Origin of the sequence: Paraburkholderia aromaticivorans (assembly GCF_002278075.1) — a bacterium.
In the GTDB taxonomy this organism is placed as follows: domain Bacteria; phylum Pseudomonadota; class Gammaproteobacteria; order Burkholderiales; family Burkholderiaceae; genus Paraburkholderia; species Paraburkholderia aromaticivorans.
In genome coordinates, this window is record NZ_CP022989.1 from 3,184,941 (window position 1) to 3,204,613 (window position 19,673).

16 protein-coding genes and 1 pseudogene are annotated in these 19,673 nt (G+C 63.1%); 8 read left to right on the top strand and 9 right to left on the bottom strand.

The window, feature by feature from the left end:
• Positions 1-183: 183 nt before the first annotated feature.
• From CJU94_RS14545 to CJU94_RS14555, 3 genes are read right to left on the bottom strand one after another with little or no spacing between them, the layout of a single operon-like run.
• Positions 184-1,500, bottom strand: coding sequence for an MFS transporter (locus CJU94_RS14545; RefSeq protein WP_095419282.1), 1,317 nt, complete (start codon positions 1,498-1,500; stop codon positions 184-186).
• A gap of 25 nt (positions 1,501-1,525) precedes the next feature.
• On the bottom strand, positions 1,526-2,026 hold the full coding sequence (locus CJU94_RS14550; RefSeq protein ID WP_095419283.1) for an aromatic-ring-hydroxylating dioxygenase subunit beta: 501 nt from the start codon (positions 2,024-2,026) through the stop codon (positions 1,526-1,528).
• Positions 2,023-3,306, bottom strand: coding sequence for an aromatic ring-hydroxylating oxygenase subunit alpha (locus CJU94_RS14555; protein WP_095419284.1), 1,284 nt, complete (start codon positions 3,304-3,306; stop codon positions 2,023-2,025). Before CJU94_RS14555 ends, CJU94_RS14550 begins: the two co-directional genes overlap by 4 nt.
• A gap of 104 nt (positions 3,307-3,410) precedes the next feature.
• On the opposite strand from CJU94_RS14555, the gene CJU94_RS14560 reads away from it, so the two are divergent.
• Positions 3,411-4,331, top strand: a complete 921-nt coding sequence (locus CJU94_RS14560; protein WP_095420364.1) for a LysR family transcriptional regulator — start codon at positions 3,411-3,413, stop codon at positions 4,329-4,331.
• A 13-nt stretch (positions 4,332-4,344) separates the two neighbouring features.
• Here CJU94_RS14560 and CJU94_RS14565 read toward each other — a convergent pair whose 3' ends face one another.
• A complete protein-coding gene (locus tag CJU94_RS14565; RefSeq protein WP_095419285.1) occupies positions 4,345-5,232 on the bottom strand; it encodes a LysR family transcriptional regulator in 888 nt (295 codons plus the stop codon).
• A 103-nt stretch (positions 5,233-5,335) separates the two neighbouring features.
• On the opposite strand from CJU94_RS14565, the gene CJU94_RS14570 reads away from it, so the two are divergent.
• From CJU94_RS14570 to catC, 3 genes are all read left to right on the top strand, one after another.
• Positions 5,336-6,493, top strand: a complete 1,158-nt coding sequence (locus tag CJU94_RS14570; RefSeq protein ID WP_095419286.1) for a muconate/chloromuconate family cycloisomerase — start codon at positions 5,336-5,338, stop codon at positions 6,491-6,493.
• A gap of 46 nt (positions 6,494-6,539) precedes the next feature.
• Positions 6,540-7,448, top strand: coding sequence for a catechol 1,2-dioxygenase (gene catA / locus CJU94_RS14575; RefSeq protein WP_095419287.1), 909 nt, complete (start codon positions 6,540-6,542; stop codon positions 7,446-7,448).
• Between the two features lie 112 nt (positions 7,449-7,560).
• Complete coding sequence (catC, locus tag CJU94_RS14580) at positions 7,561-7,851, top strand: muconolactone Delta-isomerase (RefSeq protein ID WP_095419288.1); 291 nt, start codon at positions 7,561-7,563, stop codon at positions 7,849-7,851.
• Positions 7,852-7,921: 70 nt separating this feature from the next.
• Here the strand turns inward: catC and CJU94_RS14585 are convergent, their stop codons facing one another.
• Positions 7,922-8,899, bottom strand: a complete 978-nt coding sequence (locus tag CJU94_RS14585; protein ID WP_095419289.1) for a PDR/VanB family oxidoreductase — start codon at positions 8,897-8,899, stop codon at positions 7,922-7,924.
• Between the two features lie 167 nt (positions 8,900-9,066).
• Positions 9,067-9,951, bottom strand: a complete 885-nt coding sequence (locus CJU94_RS14590) for a LysR family transcriptional regulator (protein ID WP_095420365.1) — start codon at positions 9,949-9,951, stop codon at positions 9,067-9,069.
• A gap of 130 nt (positions 9,952-10,081) precedes the next feature.
• Between CJU94_RS14590 and CJU94_RS14595 the strand changes: the two genes are divergently transcribed.
• Positions 10,082-10,834, top strand: coding sequence for a sulfite exporter TauE/SafE family protein (locus tag CJU94_RS14595; RefSeq protein ID WP_095420366.1), 753 nt, complete (start codon positions 10,082-10,084; stop codon positions 10,832-10,834).
• Between the two features lie 204 nt (positions 10,835-11,038).
• Here CJU94_RS14595 and cynS read toward each other — a convergent pair.
• Positions 11,039-11,365 (bottom strand): annotated as a pseudogene (gene cynS / locus CJU94_RS41770) (cyanase); the annotation flags it as partial.
• A gap of 257 nt (positions 11,366-11,622) precedes the next feature.
• Between cynS and CJU94_RS14605 the strand changes: the two are divergent.
• Entirely contained in the window at positions 11,623-12,369 is a 747-nt protein-coding gene (locus tag CJU94_RS14605) for a glucose 1-dehydrogenase (RefSeq protein WP_095419291.1), read from the top strand.
• A 114-nt stretch (positions 12,370-12,483) separates the two neighbouring features.
• Here the strand turns inward: CJU94_RS14605 and CJU94_RS14610 are convergent, their stop codons facing one another.
• Complete coding sequence (locus CJU94_RS14610) at positions 12,484-13,368, bottom strand: LysR substrate-binding domain-containing protein (protein WP_095419292.1); 885 nt, start codon at positions 13,366-13,368, stop codon at positions 12,484-12,486.
• A gap of 119 nt (positions 13,369-13,487) precedes the next feature.
• Between CJU94_RS14610 and CJU94_RS14615 the strand changes: the two genes are divergently transcribed.
• Both CJU94_RS14615 and phnX read left to right on the top strand, forming a co-directional pair.
• Positions 13,488-14,720 (top strand): 2-aminoethylphosphonate--pyruvate transaminase, encoded by a 1,233-nt coding sequence (locus CJU94_RS14615; RefSeq protein ID WP_095419293.1) that lies wholly within the window; start codon positions 13,488-13,490, stop codon positions 14,718-14,720.
• Between the two features lie 123 nt (positions 14,721-14,843).
• Entirely contained in the window at positions 14,844-15,647 is an 804-nt protein-coding gene (phnX, locus tag CJU94_RS14620; RefSeq protein ID WP_095419294.1) for a phosphonoacetaldehyde hydrolase, read from the top strand.
• A gap of 101 nt (positions 15,648-15,748) precedes the next feature.
• On the opposite strand, the gene CJU94_RS14625 is transcribed toward phnX, so the two are convergent.
• Complete coding sequence (locus tag CJU94_RS14625; protein ID WP_244220836.1) at positions 15,749-19,582, bottom strand: ArsR family transcriptional regulator; 3,834 nt, start codon at positions 19,580-19,582, stop codon at positions 15,749-15,751.
• Positions 19,583-19,673: the final 91 nt, after the last annotated feature.

Below are 19,673 nucleotides of genomic sequence, written 5' to 3' on the forward strand. Positions count from 1 at the left end.
GGGTTCCTTGCAGGGGTTATCGTGCGGACGCTCGCACGGTGGGTCGCCACCGTGCCGCCGGGACGGTACGCGCGCTGCACGAGCCGCGCACGTTCACGCGCGCCTTGCGGCGCGGCGAGCCACGGCGAGACACGGCGAGACACGGCGAGACACGGCAGCCGTCACCCGATGGCGGATCGCCGCTCAATCGTGCGTGGCGCCGGTGTTGCGAGGAATCGTCAGAAGCGTGAGCGCGGTAATCAGGCCGAAGCCGATCAGCATCAGCGCGACGGGCCACGGCGCGCGCACTTTCGCATAGAGCGCGGTGGCGACGAGCGGCGCGAGTCCGCCGGAAAATACCGAAGCGATCTCGTGGCCGAGCGCCATGCCCGAGTAACGTACTTCGGTGGGGAACAGTTCGCCCATCAGCGCCGGTTGCGTGCCGATCATCGCGGCGTGGCAGAACGGCAAGCCCAGCGCGAGCGACAGGAACACGAGCATCGGCTGGTGCGTGTCGATCAGCCAGAACGCCGGAAACGCGATCACCACCAGCCCGAGCGCGCCGATCATATACACCGGCCGCCGCCCGATCACGTCCGACAGTCGCCCCCACAACACGATCGTGGCGAGTTCGAGCAGCATGGCGATCATCACGCCGCCGAGCATCACCGAAACGGGCACGCCGATCGTCTTGCCGTACACCAGCACGAACGAAAGAAAGATATAGGTCCCGCCGTTTTCAGCGACACGCAGCCCCATCGCCTGCAGCACCTGTTTCGGATGATTGCGCAGCACCGTCAGCACGGGCAGGTGCTTCGGTTTGGCGGCCCTGAAGTCGCGGCTTTCCGGCAAGCGCCGGCGAATGTATACGCCGACACCGAAAATCAGCACGCTCGCAAGAAACGGCACGCGCCAGCCCCACGACATGAAGCTCTCGAGCGGCAGGCGCTGCACCAGATAGAACGCGGCCGCGGACAACACGAAGCCGCCCGCCACGCCCAACTGGCTGAACGCCGCATAGTAGCCGCGCCGATTGGCCGGGGCGCTCTCGCTGATCAGCAGGACGCCGCCGCCCCATTCGCCGCCCGACGCGATACCTTGCACGACGCGCAGACACACGAGCGCGGTGGGCGCGAGAAAGCCGATTTGCGAGAACGTCGGCAGCAGGCCGATGCCGAAGGTCGCCACGCCCATCATCATCAGCGTGACGACGAGCGCGCGTTTGCGGCCATGGCGATCGCCGATATGGCCGAACACGATGCCGCCCAGCGGGCGTGCCAGAAAACCGATCGCGAAGCCGGCGAAAGCGGCGAGGGTGCCGAGTAGCGGGTCGCCGTGCAGCGGGAAGAACAGCGGTCCGAAGATCAGTGCGGCGGCGGTGCCGTACAGAAAAAAGTCGTACCACTCGAGCGCATTGCCGAGGACGGAGGCGACGATGATCCGCCGCAAGGTTCGCGAGGTGGCAGGCGGCGCGGATGCCGCGGGCGAGCCGGCCGTGGGAGAAAAGGTGTCGTTTGGCATTGTCGTGCTCGCTGGTTGTCGGGGATCAGAGCAGGAAACCGATTGCGCTCAACGCTTCGGTCGAGTCGATCAGGCGGATGACCTTTTGCACGATGCGCGGCTCGCCGCTCGCGAAACCGATGCGATGCGTAAGGTCCGCCGCGAAGAGCGTCGACTTGCCGCGTTTGTAGGCGACGATGACTTGCGCGGAGTTCACCGTGACTTCATCGCTCGCGTCGCTTGCCAGCGTGAAACGCGATACGGTCCGAACAGTGCGCGCGGCGTCGGCCGCCGACACCGAATAGCCGGACAGCATGCGTTGCACGCGCTTTTCGCGCATGTCGTGATCGTCGTAAGCGTAGTTCAGCGTGGCGGCGAAGTCGCTGGTGTCGTGCTCGATCGGCACCACGTAGAAGCCCGCCGGGTCCCACAGCGACAGCCACTCGCGATAGTCCTTGCGGTCCAGCAGTTCCGCCTCGCGCCAGATGAGTTCGATCGCGCCGGCAAAAGTCTGCTGCGAGGAAAGCGTGTTCCGGTCGTCCATCATGCTTGCTCCATCATCGTGCGCCATTGCGCGTACGCTTCACGCATGCCGGTTTCATCGGTGGCGTGGGCGGTTTTTTCACCGTTCGGCGCTGTGCTTTCGCGATTCAAGCCGCGGTTCACGAGAATCGGCAGATCGGGGCCGGCGTGCGAGCCGCGCTGCACGCGCTCCCACGCTTCGGCGTCGTCCGGACTGCCGAAACCGAACGGGCCCTGGAAGTGTTCGTGAATGCGCAGGCGTACGCGGTTCGCTTCTTCGGGGCCGCCGTCCATGGCGAGGGCGACGTGACGGATCTCGGTCTCGTTCGCGGAAATGGGCCGCAGGACGCGGAAAAATGCCATCGACAGCGCGAGGTTCGGAAACAGGTTCAGATTGAAGCCGACGCCCATCAGCGAGCGCACGATGCGGCGCACTGCTTCCGGCGTGTGGTCCTTCGCGAGCGACGCAGCGAGTTCTTCGAAGCGTTCGGGGATCGGCGCGCCGTCGTCCTTGTCGAGATCGACGAGTTCCGGCACCAGCACCGCGAGGCTGTGGCCGTTGCCGAGCGAGCGGCAGAAGGCCTGGTCGCTCGTCATGAAGCTCGTGATCGCGGCGGCGGTTTCGTCGTCGATCGATTTCATCCACGACTTGTGGACCACGGGGAAGTGATAGAGGTCCGTGGTGTTCTCGAGCTGGATCTTCCAGTTGCCGTTAAAGCGGAAGCGATGTTCGCCGTTGGCCTTGACCGGATAGCCCGCGCCCTGCTTCATGAAGAGGTCGATCCACGGTTTCGCGCCGCCCAGAAAATCTTCCAGCGGCTCGATCTCCTGATTGAAGCTCGCGAAGATCAGCCCTTGATAGATGCCCACGCGCAGACTGGCGAGCGGCAGTTCGGTCTTGTCGACCACGCCTTCATAGCCGTCGCCGTACGGCAGCGCGCGCAACGCGCCGTCGAGGCCGTAAGTCCAGCTGTGATACGGGCACGTGAAGCCTTTCGCGTTGCCCTTGTGCTGTTCGCAGACGGTCGCGCCACGGTGGCGGCAGCGGTTCTGCAGGACGTTGATCGCGCCGCTCCTGTCGCGCACCACGATCACCGGCTGGCGGCCGATCGTGGTGGTGCGGAAGTCGCCGGGATGGGGCAATTCGCTTTCGTGCGCAACCCAGATCCACGTCTTGTAGAAAATGCGTTCGAGTTCCGCTTCGAAAATGGCCGGGTCGTAATACAGCGACGGGGCTATGCGATCCGGCTGCGCGCGCTGATACAACGCGCTCGTGTCGACGGTCTGATAGGGGGATTCGCTCATGGCTGTGCAGGTGGGGTGATCGATGAAGCAAAGTTTCGTCGACTGGTTGATATGCGTCAAATTGATCTAAAATGAAATGTAAGATCAACCGCATGGATATCTCGATGAACTCGCTGGATCACGTCGACCTCAACCTGCTGCGCGTTTTTCAGGCGATTGTCGAAGAGCGCAGCCTGACTCGCGCGGGCGAGCGGCTCGCGTTGTCTCAGCCGGCCATCAGTTATTCGCTGGGGCGTTTGCGCACGCTGTTCGACGATCCGCTCTTCATCCGCACGCGCGCCGGCATGCAGCCCACGCCGATTGCGCTGGAGTTGTCGACCATCGTGGCTCGCGCGCTGGACACGGTGCGCGAGGCGCTGCGTTACGCGGAGCATTTCGACCCGGCGGTGAGCACGCGCACGTTCCGCCTATCGCTGTCGGATGCGGGCGAACTGGCCTATTTGCCGCCCATTTGCGAGGCGCTGCACCGGCAGGCGCCGCGCGTGAGATTGCGCATCGAGCCGCTGCCGGTCGAGGAAATAGAAGATGCGCTGCGCGCGAGCCGGCTCGATTTCGCCATCGGCAATCTGCCCACGCTGACCGCGCGCACGCGGCATCAGGCGCTATTTGAAGAGACCTACGTGTGTATGACGCGCAAGCGGCGCGGCTTGCCGCGCACCAAAGAGCTGAGCCTGAAGGCGTTTCTGGACGCTTCGCACGTGCAGATCACATCGATCGAACACAGCCACCACGCGCTCGACGACGAGTTCCGCAGCCAGGGCGTCGGGCGTCATATCGCGCTGGAACTACCGCATTTCGTGGCTCTGCCGAGCGTGCTGGCCGTCACCGACCTGTTCGCCACGCTGCCGCGGCGCCTTGCGCATATTTTCAATCGCGACGGCGGCTTCCAGATCTACGACTTGCCCGTGACCTTGCCGATCGCGGCCGTCACGATGCACTGGCATGAGCATTTCGATCAGGACGAGGGCAATGTGTGGTTGCGCAATCTGATGGCGGATATCGTGCGGCGCTTCGACGAGAAGTGACCACCGTGCCGCGTCAGGCCCGTTTGAACAGGTCCCGCGCGAGCGAACAGAGCAGCGTGGTGGTCGGCGATTCGTCCTGCAGGCGGCGGCTCATGATGATCGGCGAAGCGACATTGGCCGCGGGAATAGGCCGGTACACCACGCCGTGCGCGCGCAAACCTTCCACACTTTCCGGCACGAGACACACGCCCACTTGCGCCGCGACCAGACCCAACGCGGTCTGCAACTCCCGCACCTCATGAATCGCTTTGGGCTCCAACGCATGGTCGTGCATGGCCGATAGCTGCTGGTCGGCATAGCTCGGCCGCGGCGTGCTCGGATAGACGATCAGCGTTTCCTGTGCGAGCGCCGCCAGCGTCAGCGGCTTCTTCTGCCGCGCGAGAGGATGGTCTTGTGGCAGCGTGGCAATCATCCGTTCTTCGACGAGGACTTCGCGCGCGAGTTGCGCGTCGTCCAAACGCAGGCGGCCGAAGCCCACGTCGATACGGCCGCCCTTGAGCGCCGCGAGTTGCTCGATCGTGAACATTTCGATCAGCGACAGTTCGATATGCGGCGCGGCTTCGCGAAACGCACGGATCACCGCGGGCAGCGCGCCGTACAGCGTGGACGGCACGAAACCGATCACGACGCGCTCGGCCAGTTGCGCGAGGCGCCGCGTAAGCGGGGCGAGTTCGTCCGCTTCGTCGACGAGGCGCCTCGCCTGCGCATAGAAAATGCGGCCGGCCTCGGTCAGGCGCAGCGGCCGCGAGCCGCGTTCGAACAGCGACAGGCCGACGTTTTCCTCAATCTGCTGGATCTGGCGGCTAAGCGGCGGCTGCGTCATATGCAGGCGATGCGCGGCCCGCGTGATGTTCATTTCTTCCGCGACCGCAATGAAGTAGCGGAGTTGGCGAAGTTCCATGCATACCCCTGAGGTATGGAAGTAGTCGGAATCGGTGTTGGACTGCTTCGCGGGTTTGTTTCTAATATGGGGCTCCCCGTCAGGCAGTTCAGGAGAGCAGCGAATGATAGCAACACCCGTGAAGATCGAAAGCGTGGAGACGATTCTCGTCGACGTGCCGACGATCCGTCCGCACCGGCTGTCGGTCGCAACGATGAACTGCCAGACGCTGGTGCTGGTGCGCATCCGTTGCGCCGACGGGTTGGTCGGTGTGGGCGAGGGCACCACGATCGGCGGCCTCGCGTATGGCGAGGAAAGCCCGGAAAGTATCAAGGTCAACATCGACAGCTATTTCGCACCGCTGCTCAAAGGGATGGACGCGACCCGTCCGGGCGCGGCGATGGCGAAACTGCGCGAACTGTTTCAGGGCAACCGCTTTGCGAAGTCCGCGCTGGAAACGGCCTTGTTCGACGCGCAGGCCCAACGCCTCGGTGTGCCGCTGTCGGAGTTGTTCGGCGGCCGTGTGCGCGATTGCGTGGAGGTGGCGTGGACGCTCGCGAGCGGTGACACGAAACGCGATATCGCCGAAGCCGAGCAGGTGTACGAGACGAAGCGCCACCGGGTGTTCAAGCTGAAGATCGGAACGCGCGCGGTGGCGGACGACGTCGCGCACGTCGTCGCGATCCGTAACGCGCTAAGAGGGGTCGGCGAAGTGCGGGTCGATGTGAACCAGGCGTGGACCGAAGCGGAGGCGATCCGGGCCGCGCGGCGTTTCGAGGAAGCCGGCGTGGCGCTGATCGAGCAGCCCATCGCCGCGGAAAACCGCGCCGGCCTCAAGCGTCTGACCGACCTTGCTCAAGTGCCGATCATGGCCGACGAAGCGCTGCATGGTCCGGCCGACGCGTTCGCGATGGCCAGTGCCCGCGCCGCCGATGTCTTTGCCGTGAAGATCGCGCAATCGGGCGGCCTCGCGGGCGCCGCGCAGGTGGCGGCCATCGCCGCGGCCGCGAATATCGACCTGTATGGCGGGACCATGCTCGAAGGCGCGGTGGGCACGATGGCCTCCGCGCAACTGTTCAGCACATTCGGCGAATTGAAGTGGGGCACCGAACTGTTCGGCCCCTTGCTGCTGACCGAAGAGATTCTTACCGAACCGCTGCGCTACGAGAATTTTGCGCTGCACCTGCCTCAAGGTCCGGGTCTTGGTATCACGCTCGACTGGGACAAGATCGACCGTCTGCGGCGCGACACGCGCCGCGGCGCCAGCGTTACCGCGAACTGAAGGCTCATCCGTTAGCCATCCAGAACATCATACGAAGGAGATACCCATGAACAGGCAAACTATCGACGCGTTGCTCCAGAAGATCAACGACAGCGCCACCCAAGAAGGCAATCCGCGCACCAAGCAGATCGTCAACCGGATCGTGCAGGATCTGTTCTATACGATCGAGGACCTCGACGTGCAGCCCGCTGAATTCTGGACCGCGCTGAACTATCTCGGCGATGCGGGCAAGAGCGGCGAGCTCGGTTTGCTGGCCGCGGGCCTGGGTTTCGAACATTTTCTCGATGTGCGCCTGGATGAAGCGGAAGCGAAGGCCGGCATCGAAGGCGGCACGCCGCGTACCATCGAAGGGCCGTTGTACGTGGCCGGCGCGCCGCTTGCCGAAGGGCACGCACGTCTTGACGACGGCACCGATCCCGGTCAGACGCTGATCATGCGCGGCCGCGTGCTGGGCGAAGACGGCAAGCCATTGGCGCATGCGCTCGTCGAAGTGTGGCACGCGAATCATCTCGGCAATTACTCGTACTTCGACAAATCGCAGCCGGCCTTCAATCTGCGCCGTTCGATCCGTACCGACGCCGAAGGCAAGTACAGCTTCCGCAGCGTCGTGCCGGTCGGCTATAGCGTGCCGCCGCAAGGACAGACGCAACTGCTGCTCGACCAGCTCGGCCGTCATGGGCATCGTCCGGCGCATATTCACTTTTTCGTTTCCGCGCCGGGGTTCCGCAAGCTGACCACGCAGATCAATATCGACGGTGATCCGTATCTGTGGGACGACTTCGCGTTCGCCACGCGCGACGGACTCGTGCCGGCGCTCAAGCAGGCGGAGGGCGCCGAAGGCAAACCGTATGGCGTGGACGGCAACTTCGCGCTGATCGATTTCGACTTCACGCTGTTCAAGGAGCGCGGCGATCTTCCGGCCGCCGAAGTGGAGCGTCTGCGCGCGGAAGCCTGATTGCCGAAAGAAAACGGCTGGAGGTACCGCATGAATCCGTCGACCCTGGTTGCGCGGCGAGATCGGCCGGGCCGCCAGGGCTGGGTGTTACCGATCAGGAATAGGAGCAAGCATGCTGTTTCACGTTGAAATGACCGTCAATCTGCCGGCCGATATGGACGCCGAACGCGCCGCGCGCCTGAAGGCCGATGAGAAAGCGATGTCGCAAAGGCTGCAACAGGAAGGCGTGTGGCGGCATTTGTGGCGCATTGCCGGCCGCTACGCGAATATCAGCGTATTCGACGTGGAGAGTCCCGCGCATCTGCACGACGTGCTGAGCCAGTTGCCGTTGTTTCCGTATATGGATGTCGACGTGCGCGCGCTGTGCCGGCATGCGTCGTCGATTCGCGACGACGACCGGTGAGAAGCGGCGGTTGGCAAAGGTGCTGCGTTTGCAGCACCTTATTCAGACCTGATTCAGACTCTATTCAGCTTCAAAGATCCAGCACCAGAACCGGCGACGCGGCACGCGAGATGCAGCAGCAGATCACCTTGCCGCTCGCGCGTTCCGCTTTGCTCAGGCAATGGTCGCGATGTTCGGGCGTGCCGCTCACCACGTCGACCATGCACGTGCCACATACCCCTTCGCCGCACGACGTATCCACTTCGATGCCGATCGACGCCAGGGCCGCGACGATGGTCGTGTCCTTGTCGACACGCACCGTCGCGCCGCTGCTTGCGATTTGCACGTCGAAAGTATCGAGCGTGGCGGATCCGGCGCTCGCGGGCGGAGCCGGCGCGGCTGCGAATCGCTCGAGGTGAATCGCTTCCGGCTGGACACGCGTTTCGCCGATCGCCACCGCGCGTTCCATGAACGCCGACGGGCCGCATGTGTACACGTGCGTGCCGTCGCGCGCATTCGCAAGACAATCGCCGAGTACGGCATCGAGCCGCTCGCGCTCGACGCCGAAATGCAGCTTCACATAGTCACTGAACGGCGCGCGCGTGAGCAGCGGCAAAAACGCCGCATGCTCCGCGCTGCGCGCGAAATAGTGCAGCACGAAGCGCTGTTGCTGCTTGAGCAGACGGTACGCCATGCTCAAGAGCGGTGTGACGCCGATACCCGCGGCAATCAGCACATGTTCTTCGGCGCCCGGCGCGAGTTGGAACAGATTGCGCGGTGCGCCGATGGTCAATTCGCTGCCGACCGTGACGTCGTCATGCAGCGAACGCGAACCGCCGCGCGAAGCGTCTTCGCGCTTCACGGCAAACAGATGGGCTTCGCGACGATCCGGATCGCCGCACAGCGAGTATTGGCGCGTGACGCCCGAGGGGCCGGTAACGTCGATATGCGCACCGGGTTCGTAGTGGTCGAACGGCTGGCCGTCCAGACGCGATACGCTGAACGAGCGCACGCCGCGCGCTTCGTCACGGACGCTGTCGACGCGCACGTTGAAGGTGGTTCTTTCCATGATATAGCCGGCAAATTGAGCGGGCGGCGCATGCGCTTATGCGCATGCGGTGGTGCGTCAAGGATAGGAAACCGCGCTAAATCAGGCAAATCGATTAAAAATGGTCGGTCAGATAAGCCGGACTGATAATTAAAAGCCCACGCCACGGTCGTGCGCTGAATCGCAACTCAAATCCCCGCCAGATGCCGGACCAGCGCCTTTTCCGGCCGCGCCATCGCGTTCAGATCGCGCATGCAGATCAGCAACTGGCGCGCGGCCCAGCTATCGGTCAGCTCGATCGTGCGGATGCCTGGCCTGCCACGGTAACGCTTCGCTGCCGTGGCCGGCACGATACCCACGCCGGCGCCCTGGTCGACCATGCAGCAGATGGCGTCGAAGGTCCGCACGTGGGTGCGGAAGCTGAGCGGCTGGCCCGCCAGCAGCGCGCGCTCGCCCAAGTAGGCCTGCAACGCGCTGTCCGCGCTCAGCCCGATGAACGCCCGATCCGCCACCTCGGCCAGCGTCGTACGGCGGCATGTGGCGAGCGCATCGTCACGGCTCGTGATGAGCACCAGTTTGTCGATGGCGAAGGGGAAGGTCTGCAACGCGCCGTGTTCGACCGCATCGGAAATGATGCCGATTTCAGCCGCGCCGCTCAGCACCGCCTTGACCGTTTCGCTGCTTTGACGCTCCTTCAGGTCGATCTGCACGTTGGGGTGATCGCGCAGAAAGAGGCCGATCGCGGAGGGCAGGAACTCGGTGATGGCCGCCGTGTTGGTCCACAACCGTATGCAGGCCTTGCGGCCCTCCTGATGCTCGCCCAGTTCGCCCTGCATTCTTTCGATCTGACCGAGCACGAGCCGCGCGTGATGCGCGAGCGTGTCGCCGGTCGGCGTGGATTCGACGCCGCGCCGGCCGCGTTCGAGCAGCGGCATGCCGAGTGCGTCTTCCATGCCGCGCAGCCGCGCGCTCGCCGAGGGCAGCGACATGTTCGCGCGCGCCGCGCCGTGCGTGATGCTGCCGGTGTCGAGGATATGCAGAAAGAGGCGTAGGTCGATCAGGTCGAAGCGCATGGCGAGCAGGTTGAGGTGCGGTTTCATGGGGGGCGCATGCCTTAGCCCCAGCCTAAGTCACGGTAAGTATCTTACGCATTGTGGCCGGCCTTGCGGCGATTGAGAATTGCCGCATCACTTCAATAACGACATGCCGATGATCTCTTCGTTTGCGATGCGTGCGGGTGTGGTGGCCGTGACTTTCGTTGTCGCCGGCTTCGTCAAGGGCGTGACCGGCATGGGACTGCCGACGGTCGCAATGGGTGTGCTCGGCACGCTGATGCTGCCGGCGCAAGCCGCCGCGATGCTGCTGTTGCCGTCCTTCATCACGAACCTCTGGCAACTGGTGGCGGGGCCGAGTGTGCGGCTGCTGGTCAGACGCTTGTGGCCGATGATGCTGGGCATCGTCGCCGGCACGGTCGCGGCCGCGTCGTTCATTGCGGGCGGCGGCGAGTGGGCCGTGGCCGGGCTCGGTGCCGCGCTCACGCTCTACGCCGCGGCCGGTTTGCTGGCGTGGCGCTTTTCGGTGCCGGCGCGGCACGAGCGCTGGTTGTCGCCGCTGATCGGCGCGGTGACGGGCGTCGTCACTGGCGGCACCGGCGTGTTTGTCGTGCCGGCCGTACCTTATCTGCAAGGGTTGGCGTTGAAGAAAGAGGATCTGGTGCAGGCGCTCGGGCTTTCGTTCACGGTGTCCACCCTCGCGCTCGCGATCGGGCTCACCAGAGAGCACGCGTTCGCGCCCGGCGATCTGGGCGAGTCGCTCTTCGCCGTAGCCCCGGCGCTGCTCGGCATGTGGATCGGACAGCGCGTGCGCGGACGCATCAGCGCGCAGACCTTCAGGCGCTGGTTCTTCATCTGTCTGCTCGGACTGGGCATTCAATTGATGGCGCGCGCATTCGTTTAATCAAGCGAAGGTAAAAGCGAACGTGGAAGGAGCGATATTGTGTGGTCCGCTATTCTCGATACGCTCGGTGCGCTGGCGGTGCTCGTCAGCGTGGCCGTGCAGATCATGTTGATGCTTAAGTGCTGAATCAATGCGCGGCAAGCCGTGCCGTCTATATGGCCGACATGGAGCCGTTTTCGCGGCAACGGCTTCGCTGCCGTTGCAGAACGGTCTGGTCGGCAGATACTTTCCGTCGAGCGTGATCACGGCGCGCTGAGCGCCTTGCGGATCGTCGACTTTCCTGATGTCGAGCTTGAGGTTGATCGCACTGATGATGCCGTGGCCGAATTGCTCATGCGCGAGCGCCTTCAGGGTCGAACCGTCAATCTGCACCATTTCGTAGAACCGGTAGATGGTCGAATCGGTTGGCACGCCGCCCGGAATGCTGCCGCGCAACGGGATGGTTTGCAGCAGACGCACCGCGTCTTCGCCGAGTTCGCGCTTGCCGGCCACGAGCTTCGCGGCGTCCGCCGGCAGCGGCTGCCGGCCGATTTTATGTGCGTGCTTACTCGTGTTCCGCGCGCACGAGGCAGCGAATCACCGCGCCTCGCTCATCACGCTTTTCCAGCCATCTGCGTGCAGGCGCTCCGATTGTTCGGCTCAACCGACGTATCTATTCGCCGCCAGCCGCTTTATCCGCTCGCTCAACCTGCCTACATTGTCTCCAGTGACAGCGCCACGGCATGTCCAACGCGGCCCGCGAATCGTCGCGGCAGCGTCGGCGCGAATCCCATCTATAGGAATCGATCATGAGCAAGCTCACAGGCAAAGTTGCAGTTGTAACCGGCGCATCGAAAGGTATCGGAGCGGCGATCGCCAAGGCATTGGCGGCGCAAGGGGCCTCGGTGGTGGTGAATTACGCGTCGAGCAAAACGGGCGCGGATGACGTGGTGGCCGCGATTACCACTGCGGGCGGCAAGGCCGTGGCGGTTGGCGGCGACGTGTCCAAAGCGGCGGATGCGCAGGGCATCATCGATGCGGCTGTCGAAACGTATGGCCGTCTCGACATTCTCGTCAACAACTCGGGCGTGTATGAATTCGCGACGATCGAAGAGATCACCGAAGAGCATTTCCATAAGCACTTCAACGTCAACGTGCTGGGTCTGCTGTTGACCACGCAGGCCGCGGTCAAGCATCTGGGCGAAGGCGCGAGCATCGTCAACATCAGTTCGGTGGTGAGCCGCATCACGCCGCCGGGCAGTGCGGTCTATACGGCCACCAAGGGCGCCGTGGACGGCATTACCGGCGTGCTTGCGCGCGAGCTCGGCCCGCGCAAGATCCGCGTCAACTCCGTGAATCCCGGCATGGTCGCCACCGAAGGCACGCATAGCGCGGGCTTTGTCGGTTCCGATCTTGAAACGTGGGCTATCAGCACGACGCCGCTCGGCCGTATCGGCCAGCCCGACGATATCGCCGATGTGGTCGCCTTCCTCGCCTCCGACGACGCACGCTGGCTGACGGGCGAAAGCCTGATTGCAAGCGGTGGTTCGCGCTAAGCGCTGCCGCGCGTGAGGGCGTGGCGCGGCCCGATAGCGTCACGCCGCCTCACGCGGCAACGAGCAAGCCGCCCGCGGGCTGAATTTAGCGGGCGCCGCGGGCGGCTTTGCACTTTATCCGGCCGCAGCCGCGGGCGTGGGGTTCGCCAACTCCACCGCGAAGAACGCATCCAGCAGATTCGATCCCGGCCGCTCGGCAAGCCGCGTGAGCGATTCGATCATCTGCACCTGACAGTCTTCCAGCGGAATCATTCTGATCCGCCGCGACTCGTTGAACTCGGCGCGCGCGATCACCCCCACGCCCATGCCTTGCGCGACCGCTTCTTCGAGCGCCTCGCGGCCGTCCACGTACATCACCGGTTCGACCTGCAGCGCTTCGCGCACCAGTTCGATTTCGAGCAACTGCTGGGTGACGGATTGCGACTCGCGGAAAATCATCGGCTGCCGCACCAGTTCGGTGTAACTCAGCTTGCGTTTCTTCGCGACCGGATAGCTGGCCGGCACCATCGCCACCAAGGGATCGCGCCGCAGTACGCGCGACTCCAGCCGGCTATGCACCTGCGGCGCGGCGGTGATGGCCGCGTCCACGGCGCTCGATAGCACGCGCTGCATGCAGTCCGCGGCGTTGGCGATGGACAGCGTGACGACAATCCCCGGATGCAGCTTGCGAAATGCGCTGATCAGCGCAACCGCCAGATCGGGCGCGTCCGCCACCAGCGAGAGCGAACCGGATTCGAGCCCGCCCGCCGATTCGAGCAGTTGCCGCGCGTCGCGCTCGCAACGGACCATCTGCCGCGTCACGCTGAAGAGGCGCAGACCGAGTTCGGTGGTCTCGACGCCGCGCGGCCCGCGCTCGAACAGTTTGACGCCGTAATCCTGTTCCAGCCGCCGCACATGATCCGACACGGCCGGCTGCGTGAGCGAGAGCGCCTGTGCCGCTTTAGAGAACCCGCCGTGTTCCGCGACCGCATGAAATGCCCGCAACTGCGCGTATTGCACGTGTGCCTCGCTCGTGTATAAGTTATTGCGATACCAGCATCAATTATATCGATTTTACCGATGCGGTGCGCTTCTGTACTGTGTGAGGAACCGAAACAGCGACATCGGAGATTCCGAACATGGACAGCGTGATCGACCGTTCCCCAGCCGCCAGCGCCGCCGGGTCCTCCGCGCTCACGTGCGCGCCGCCGGCCAGGGGCGAGCCCTATCTGCTGACGCCCGGGCCCCTCACCACGGCGTTCTCGACCAAGGAAGCGATGTTGCGCGACTGGGGCTCGTGGGACGGCGACTTCCGCGCGATGACCGCGCTGCTGCGTAGCAGCCTGCTGGACATCGCCGGCGACACGGCGGGTGAGTTCGACTGCGTGCCGCTGCAAGGCAGCGGCAGCTACTGCGTCGAAGCGATGCTCGGCAGCCTCGTTCCACGCGACGCTCACGCGCTCGTGCTGGCCAACGGGGCCTACGGCAAGCGCATTGCGACCACGCTCGGCTATCTCGGCCGCGCCTGCACGGTGCTGGACAAGGGCGACTATCTGCCGCCGCGCGGCGCCGAAGTCGAACGCATGCTGGCCGCCGATCCGCGCATTACGCATGTGGTCGCGGTGCATTGCGAAACCAGTTCGGGGATTCTGAATCCGCTCGAAGAGATCGCCGCCGCCACCGCTAAGCAGGGCCGCAAGCTGCTGATCGATTCGATGAGCGCGTTTGGCGCGGTGCCGCTCGACGTGCGCGAGTTCGCCTGCGAAGCGTTTGTGTCGTCGGCGAATAAATGCATCGAGGGAGTGCCCGGGTTCGGCTTCGTGATTGCGCGCAAGCACGCGTTGCAGGAGGCGAAGGGCCGCAGCCACTCGCTCGCGCTCGACGTCTACGATCAATGGGACGTGATGAATCGCACCGGCCAGTGGCGTTTCACACCGCCCACGCACACGGTGGCCGCGTTTATCGAAGCCTTGCGTCTGTTCAAACTCGAAGGCGGACAGGCGGGGCGTCTCGCGCGCTACGCGAACAATCGCGACGTGCTGGTGGCCGGCATGCAAGAGCTCGGCTTCGAGCCGTTGCTGAACGCACGCTGGCGCTCGCCGATCATCGTGACATTTTTTGCGCCGGCACATCCGTCGTTCAGGTTCGAGACCTTCTATGAGTTGATGAAGCAGCAGGGCTTCATCATCTATCCGGGCAAATTGACGGTGGTGGACAGCTTCCGTATCGGCTGCATCGGGCAGGTGGATGAACACGTCATGCGCCGCGTCGTCGAGGCGTGCGCCAACTCGCTGCGCACGATGGGTGTCGAGCATGCGGCACCGCCCGCGGCGGCGCTCGAAGAACGCAGGACACTGGCCGAGGAGGCCTGAAGATCAGCGTTTAGCCGTGCGGCGCGTGGACCGGGTAGCCGGCACGCGGACGGCCGGACAGCACGTCATGAATAACGCGCGGCACGCCGCGCGAGCGTTGGAACCTCCGAAGGATAGAAGTCGATGAAGCATGTAAAAGCGGTGATTTTCGATTGGGCCGGCACGGTGGTCGATTACGGTTCGTTGGCGCCGATGGGCGCCTTTGTGGAGACCTTCGGGCAGTTCGGCGTGCCGATCACGATCGACGAAGCGCGCGGTCCGATGGGCATGGCCAAGCGCCCGCATATCGCGGCGCTGATGGCGCTGCCCCGCGTCGCGCAGGCATGGACCGACAAGTACGGGCACGCGCCGGCTGACGCGGATATCGACGCCGTGTACGACGTGTTCGTGCCGAAGAACATCGCGGTGGCGGCGAGCTATAGCTCGGTGATTCCGGGCGTGGCCGACGTGGCGAGCGCGCTGCGCGGCGACGATATCCGGATCGGCACGACCACCGGCTATACGCGCGAGATCATGGCCGAGATCGTGCCGGGTGCGGCGGCGCAGGGGTTTTCGCCGGACAGCATCGTGTGCACCGGCGACACGGCGGAAGGGCGGCCGTCGCCGTACATGATCTACAGGACGTTGCCGGAGCTGGGCGTCTGGCGCGCAAAGGAAGCGATCAAGGTCGACGACACCGAGGTCGGCATTGAAGAAGGAATCAACGGCGGCACGTGGACGGTTGGAGTCTCGGTGAGCGGCAATGCGTTCGGTATGGCCGAAGACGACGTCAAGGCGCTCGCGCCGGACGAGTTCGCATGGCGCCGCAACGCGGCGATCCAGAAGCTGCAGGCGGCGGGCGCGCATTATGTGATCGACAGCGTCGCGGATCTGATGCCGGTGGTGTACGACATCGAAGCGAGACTGGCGCGGGGCGAGCGGCCGTGAGGGGCAGCGTTGCGGTCAGCCGAATTTGACCGGCGCGCGTCGTCGCATGGGGAAGCGCCTGAATCATCCGGCAGGCGCTTTTCCCGTTTTATGCAGCTTGCTCAAGGATGCGGGTTCAGGATCTTTTGAATGTCTTCCACTGACGCATTAAACCAGTTGGCGATAAATGACGCGCTCAGACCGCTGCCTTTCGCAAGGTTTCGGATTTCGTTCATGTCGTCTTCGCTGAATGCGGTCGTTGCCCGTTGAGGCAGGTCTGCCGGCTCGGCCCCGGCAATATCGTCCGCCGACGCGACAAGCGGTAGATCCTCTTCATGCAGCCGCGCAATGGCCGCGTAAGGCTGATTGATCTGATCGGCAACATCCTTCAGGCTACGGCCTTCATCTATTGCGCGAATCGCGTGAATTTCGTCCTCCGGCGAAAGTGGCGGGACCCATTCGTAATGATCGACAGGCGTCGGCGAGAAGCCCGTGGATGAGCCAGGTTGAGGAGGCCGCGATCGTGCCACAAAAAAGCCGCCCGCATATTCCTGCTCGATGACCGTTATCGTACTCTCCGCCAAATGGGTCGCACGGGCCAGATCGCCGGTTGCAAAATTGTAATCGCGGATCTCGAGCGCTCGCACAATGTCGTCAAGTTGTTGTGGCGTCACGGAGTCCATGGTTTTCTTGAGAAATTCGTTAGCAAGACTATGGGATTTCCACGGTGAGATGCCGAGTTTCGCGGCGACGTCTTCTCTGGTGTAGCCTTTTTCGAACATATCCATTGCCGCATTCCGGTCTTCCGAAGTGAAGCGGATATCGTGGCTGCCTTCAGGCACGCGTTGGGCCAGCCGCCTCGTATAGCTGGAAGACATGCCGAGAGATTGAGCCACCTCATCGGCTGGTTTCCCTTCGGCCAGCAGCTCACTGGCTAATGAATCTCTCGCGATCCGGTGCTGATTGGCTATGCCTCGCACGGTTTCCAGCGGGAGATTCAGGCCCTTGGCAATGTCTTTTGGGGCTTTGCCTTCATCCAGTTGCCGAATGGCGGCAGTCCGGTTCTCTGGCGTCGTATTCCACCACGACCTCTTGTAGGTATTGGCGTTGTAGTTCGCGAAAACGTCCCGGACTTTTTGGGTTGATAGCTTGACCGCATCGGCAACTTCGCGAGTGGATTTTCCCTGGTCTTTCAAGGCAAATACCTGGTCGATCTGATCGGGCGTAACGCCCCTGGGTAAGGACGGACGTATACCATTCTGCGCGGCAATCTTTCTCACTGTACGTTCGGATACGCTCGCCTGTGCCATGACTTCTTTCACCGGTGCTCCGTCCTTTAGCAATCCGACGATTTGCTGCCGCGTCCCTGATGTGATTTTCATACCACGTAAAGAGGCGGCTGCCGAGAGGGAGATACCTTCTTTTCTCGCGATATTGAGTACTGTTACAGTGGATATGCCAAGTTGCTTTCCGATTTGGCTGCAGGACGACTCCCCCTTCTTTAACAGGTTGATCGCTTGCTGGCGTATTTCCGGACTGACTGGACGGCCATAGGCAGCGTTGGGCCGGATGCCGTTCTCCCTGGCGATCTTACTTACGGTGCCACGGTTGACGTCAAATCTCGCGGCTATCTGCTTACGCGATTCACGCCCCTCCCGTAGCAGGTCGAGGATTTCCTGCCGGGTCGCAGGCGTGAGTGGCAATCTACGCAGAGAATCGGGGGCGGAAAACGTCATACGTTCTTCCTGCGCGACTCTTGTTACAGTCCCCTGGCTTATCCCTAGTTTTTCAGCTATCTGGCGGCTGGTCAATTCGCCCTCGCGAACGAGCCTGATCACTTCGTTGCGCACCTTGTCGTCGATTTTTGGCCGTCCTCCAGCGGCGGGTGCATCAGTACTGAGTTCCCAATGCCCCGTTGAATCATTCAGGTGGACGGAATACTGTGGTTTCAGATCGATACCTTTCTTGAACACGCGCCAGCTTTCGTAGTCTTTGTCGTAACGGACGTGATAAGCCTTGCCGCGCAGTTCGATATACCGGTCGCCTTTGGCATCGAGCCGGATGCCCGGCTTGTCTGCCAAACGGAGATCTTTAATCGAAACGTCCGGATCGGCGTAGGTCTCGAGCGACCCGTACGGACTGCTGCCCACGCCCTGATGCGCGAGCTGGCTGGTGGGATCGACCGCGGGGCCCGCTTCGGCGAGCGTCTGTTCCGCGAGTGCTTTCTCGGCGGCGCGCGCTTCCAGGCTCAGGGTGGGCTCTGCCTGGCTCGCCTTGACGAGGCCCTGGCCCGCAGCCTGAACGAGATCTTTGCTCGAAACGCCGCCGCCTCTGCCGGCCATGTTGGTCGCTTCCGCGTCTCGGGCTGCCGCGGAAACGGCTTTGCCCGCAAGACTGATCTCTTTGGCAAGCCCCGTGCCTTCGCCACCCAGAATGCCAAGAAACGCGGATCCGTAATCGAGTCCCATCCGGACATTGGCGGGCAGGGTCGAAGGCAGGAGATCGGCGAGCGGAGCCAAGGGCGTCAGACCCAGAAGCACGCGGTCGATGCCTTCGAGAACCTGTCCGGCCAGTTTCTCCGCGCGCGCGGCCGGAGTAATCGAGTAGTTCTTGTAGCCGGTGTCCTTAAGCACTGCGGTGTACCGGTCACTGAGATCGCGCACATAGTCGCCGCTTACGGCCGGGAGATCCTTGAGAATGTCCGTATATCTTTTAGCGGCCCCCACAGAGTGAATATTGAGCGGGCGGCTGACCTGATCATGCCAGGTATCGAGTTGGTCGCGCAACGCGGACGAATCATGCATGCGTTGCGTGAAGGCCAGAACCACCTTGTCTTTCAACTCGTCCTGTCCAGGGTTGATCTGAAAGAGCTGACGGCCAATCAGTTCGTAGCGTTTTGCGGGGTCGGTTTGCGCCTGCGCTTCGTTGAGGATACGGTCCACCTCCGCATTGGCTTCTTTCCACTGGGCGCTTTTTACGCGCTGGCGTTTGCCGACTTCGGTGGAGATCCGTTCCTGCAATTTCCCCTTGAGGTCGCTGGCCTCCTGGAATATCTCTTCCCGTTCACCGGCATCCTCTGCGTCGAAAAAGTCGTCGCGCAATTTATCGAGGCGGTCGACGTTTTCCCGATCTTCCTTGTTCAGCCAGGCGGCGCCCATAGGCGGGTTGAACTGGCTCAATACGCGGTCGACAGGATCGTTGCGCACGCGGTTCGCTTCTTCACGAACGGCGTTCTCCAGACTGGTCAATTTCTGATCGATCGCGTAGCGCCTGTCGTTGCTGGTTTCCAACTGGTACGCCGCGGCCAGGGTAGCAATCACGCCGCCGTAGAACTGGCGTTCACTGTCGGGCAGTTCGGCGAGCATGCCTTGCAGATGGATCTGTCTTTGCTGGAACTGGATTACCTGAGGAGGATATCCGGTCATTTCCTGCTGGAGGCCGTCTTCGATTTTTAGTGCAATCCCGGCGTTGGCCTCGCTATTGCGGGGGAGGTAGCCCTGCTGGGTGTCGTAGTCCTTGTTGAGCCGGTCGAACTCTTCGATACTCGCGCCGGGCAGCGTATAGGCGCCTGGCGTGGGCTGAATGGCGGGCGCGGTCGGTGACGCTTTCTCGCTTCCGGCGGAAAGCGACCCATTGGGTCTGTCGAGGTTCTGTCGCGACGCAGCGGGCGTACGCGCGAGCAGAGCCGTTGCAGGACGGATCGAACGCGATAGAACATCCTGGGTGCGGAGGCCCGGCGCGGCCCTGTCCGGCAAAGGAGTATGTGCCGCAATCGCTTCGCCGGAAGTGTGACGGGAGAATACCGCGGCCGCTTTTTCATGAGCGGCTGGAGAAGGGGCACACGGGTGGTTCGGTACTTCATGCCTGTTCGATACGGTGCCTGCAGATGAGGGAAAGGCTGAAGCCGTACCATCCTGAACTGCGGACATCGAGTTGCCCACCGTTGATGTCGTCATTTTCCTGAACTCCTGTTGCAAGAGATTAGCCGGCGACGTGATGAGAGGTACGACGCGGCTGGATACATTGCAGCACGGAGCGTGTTCACGG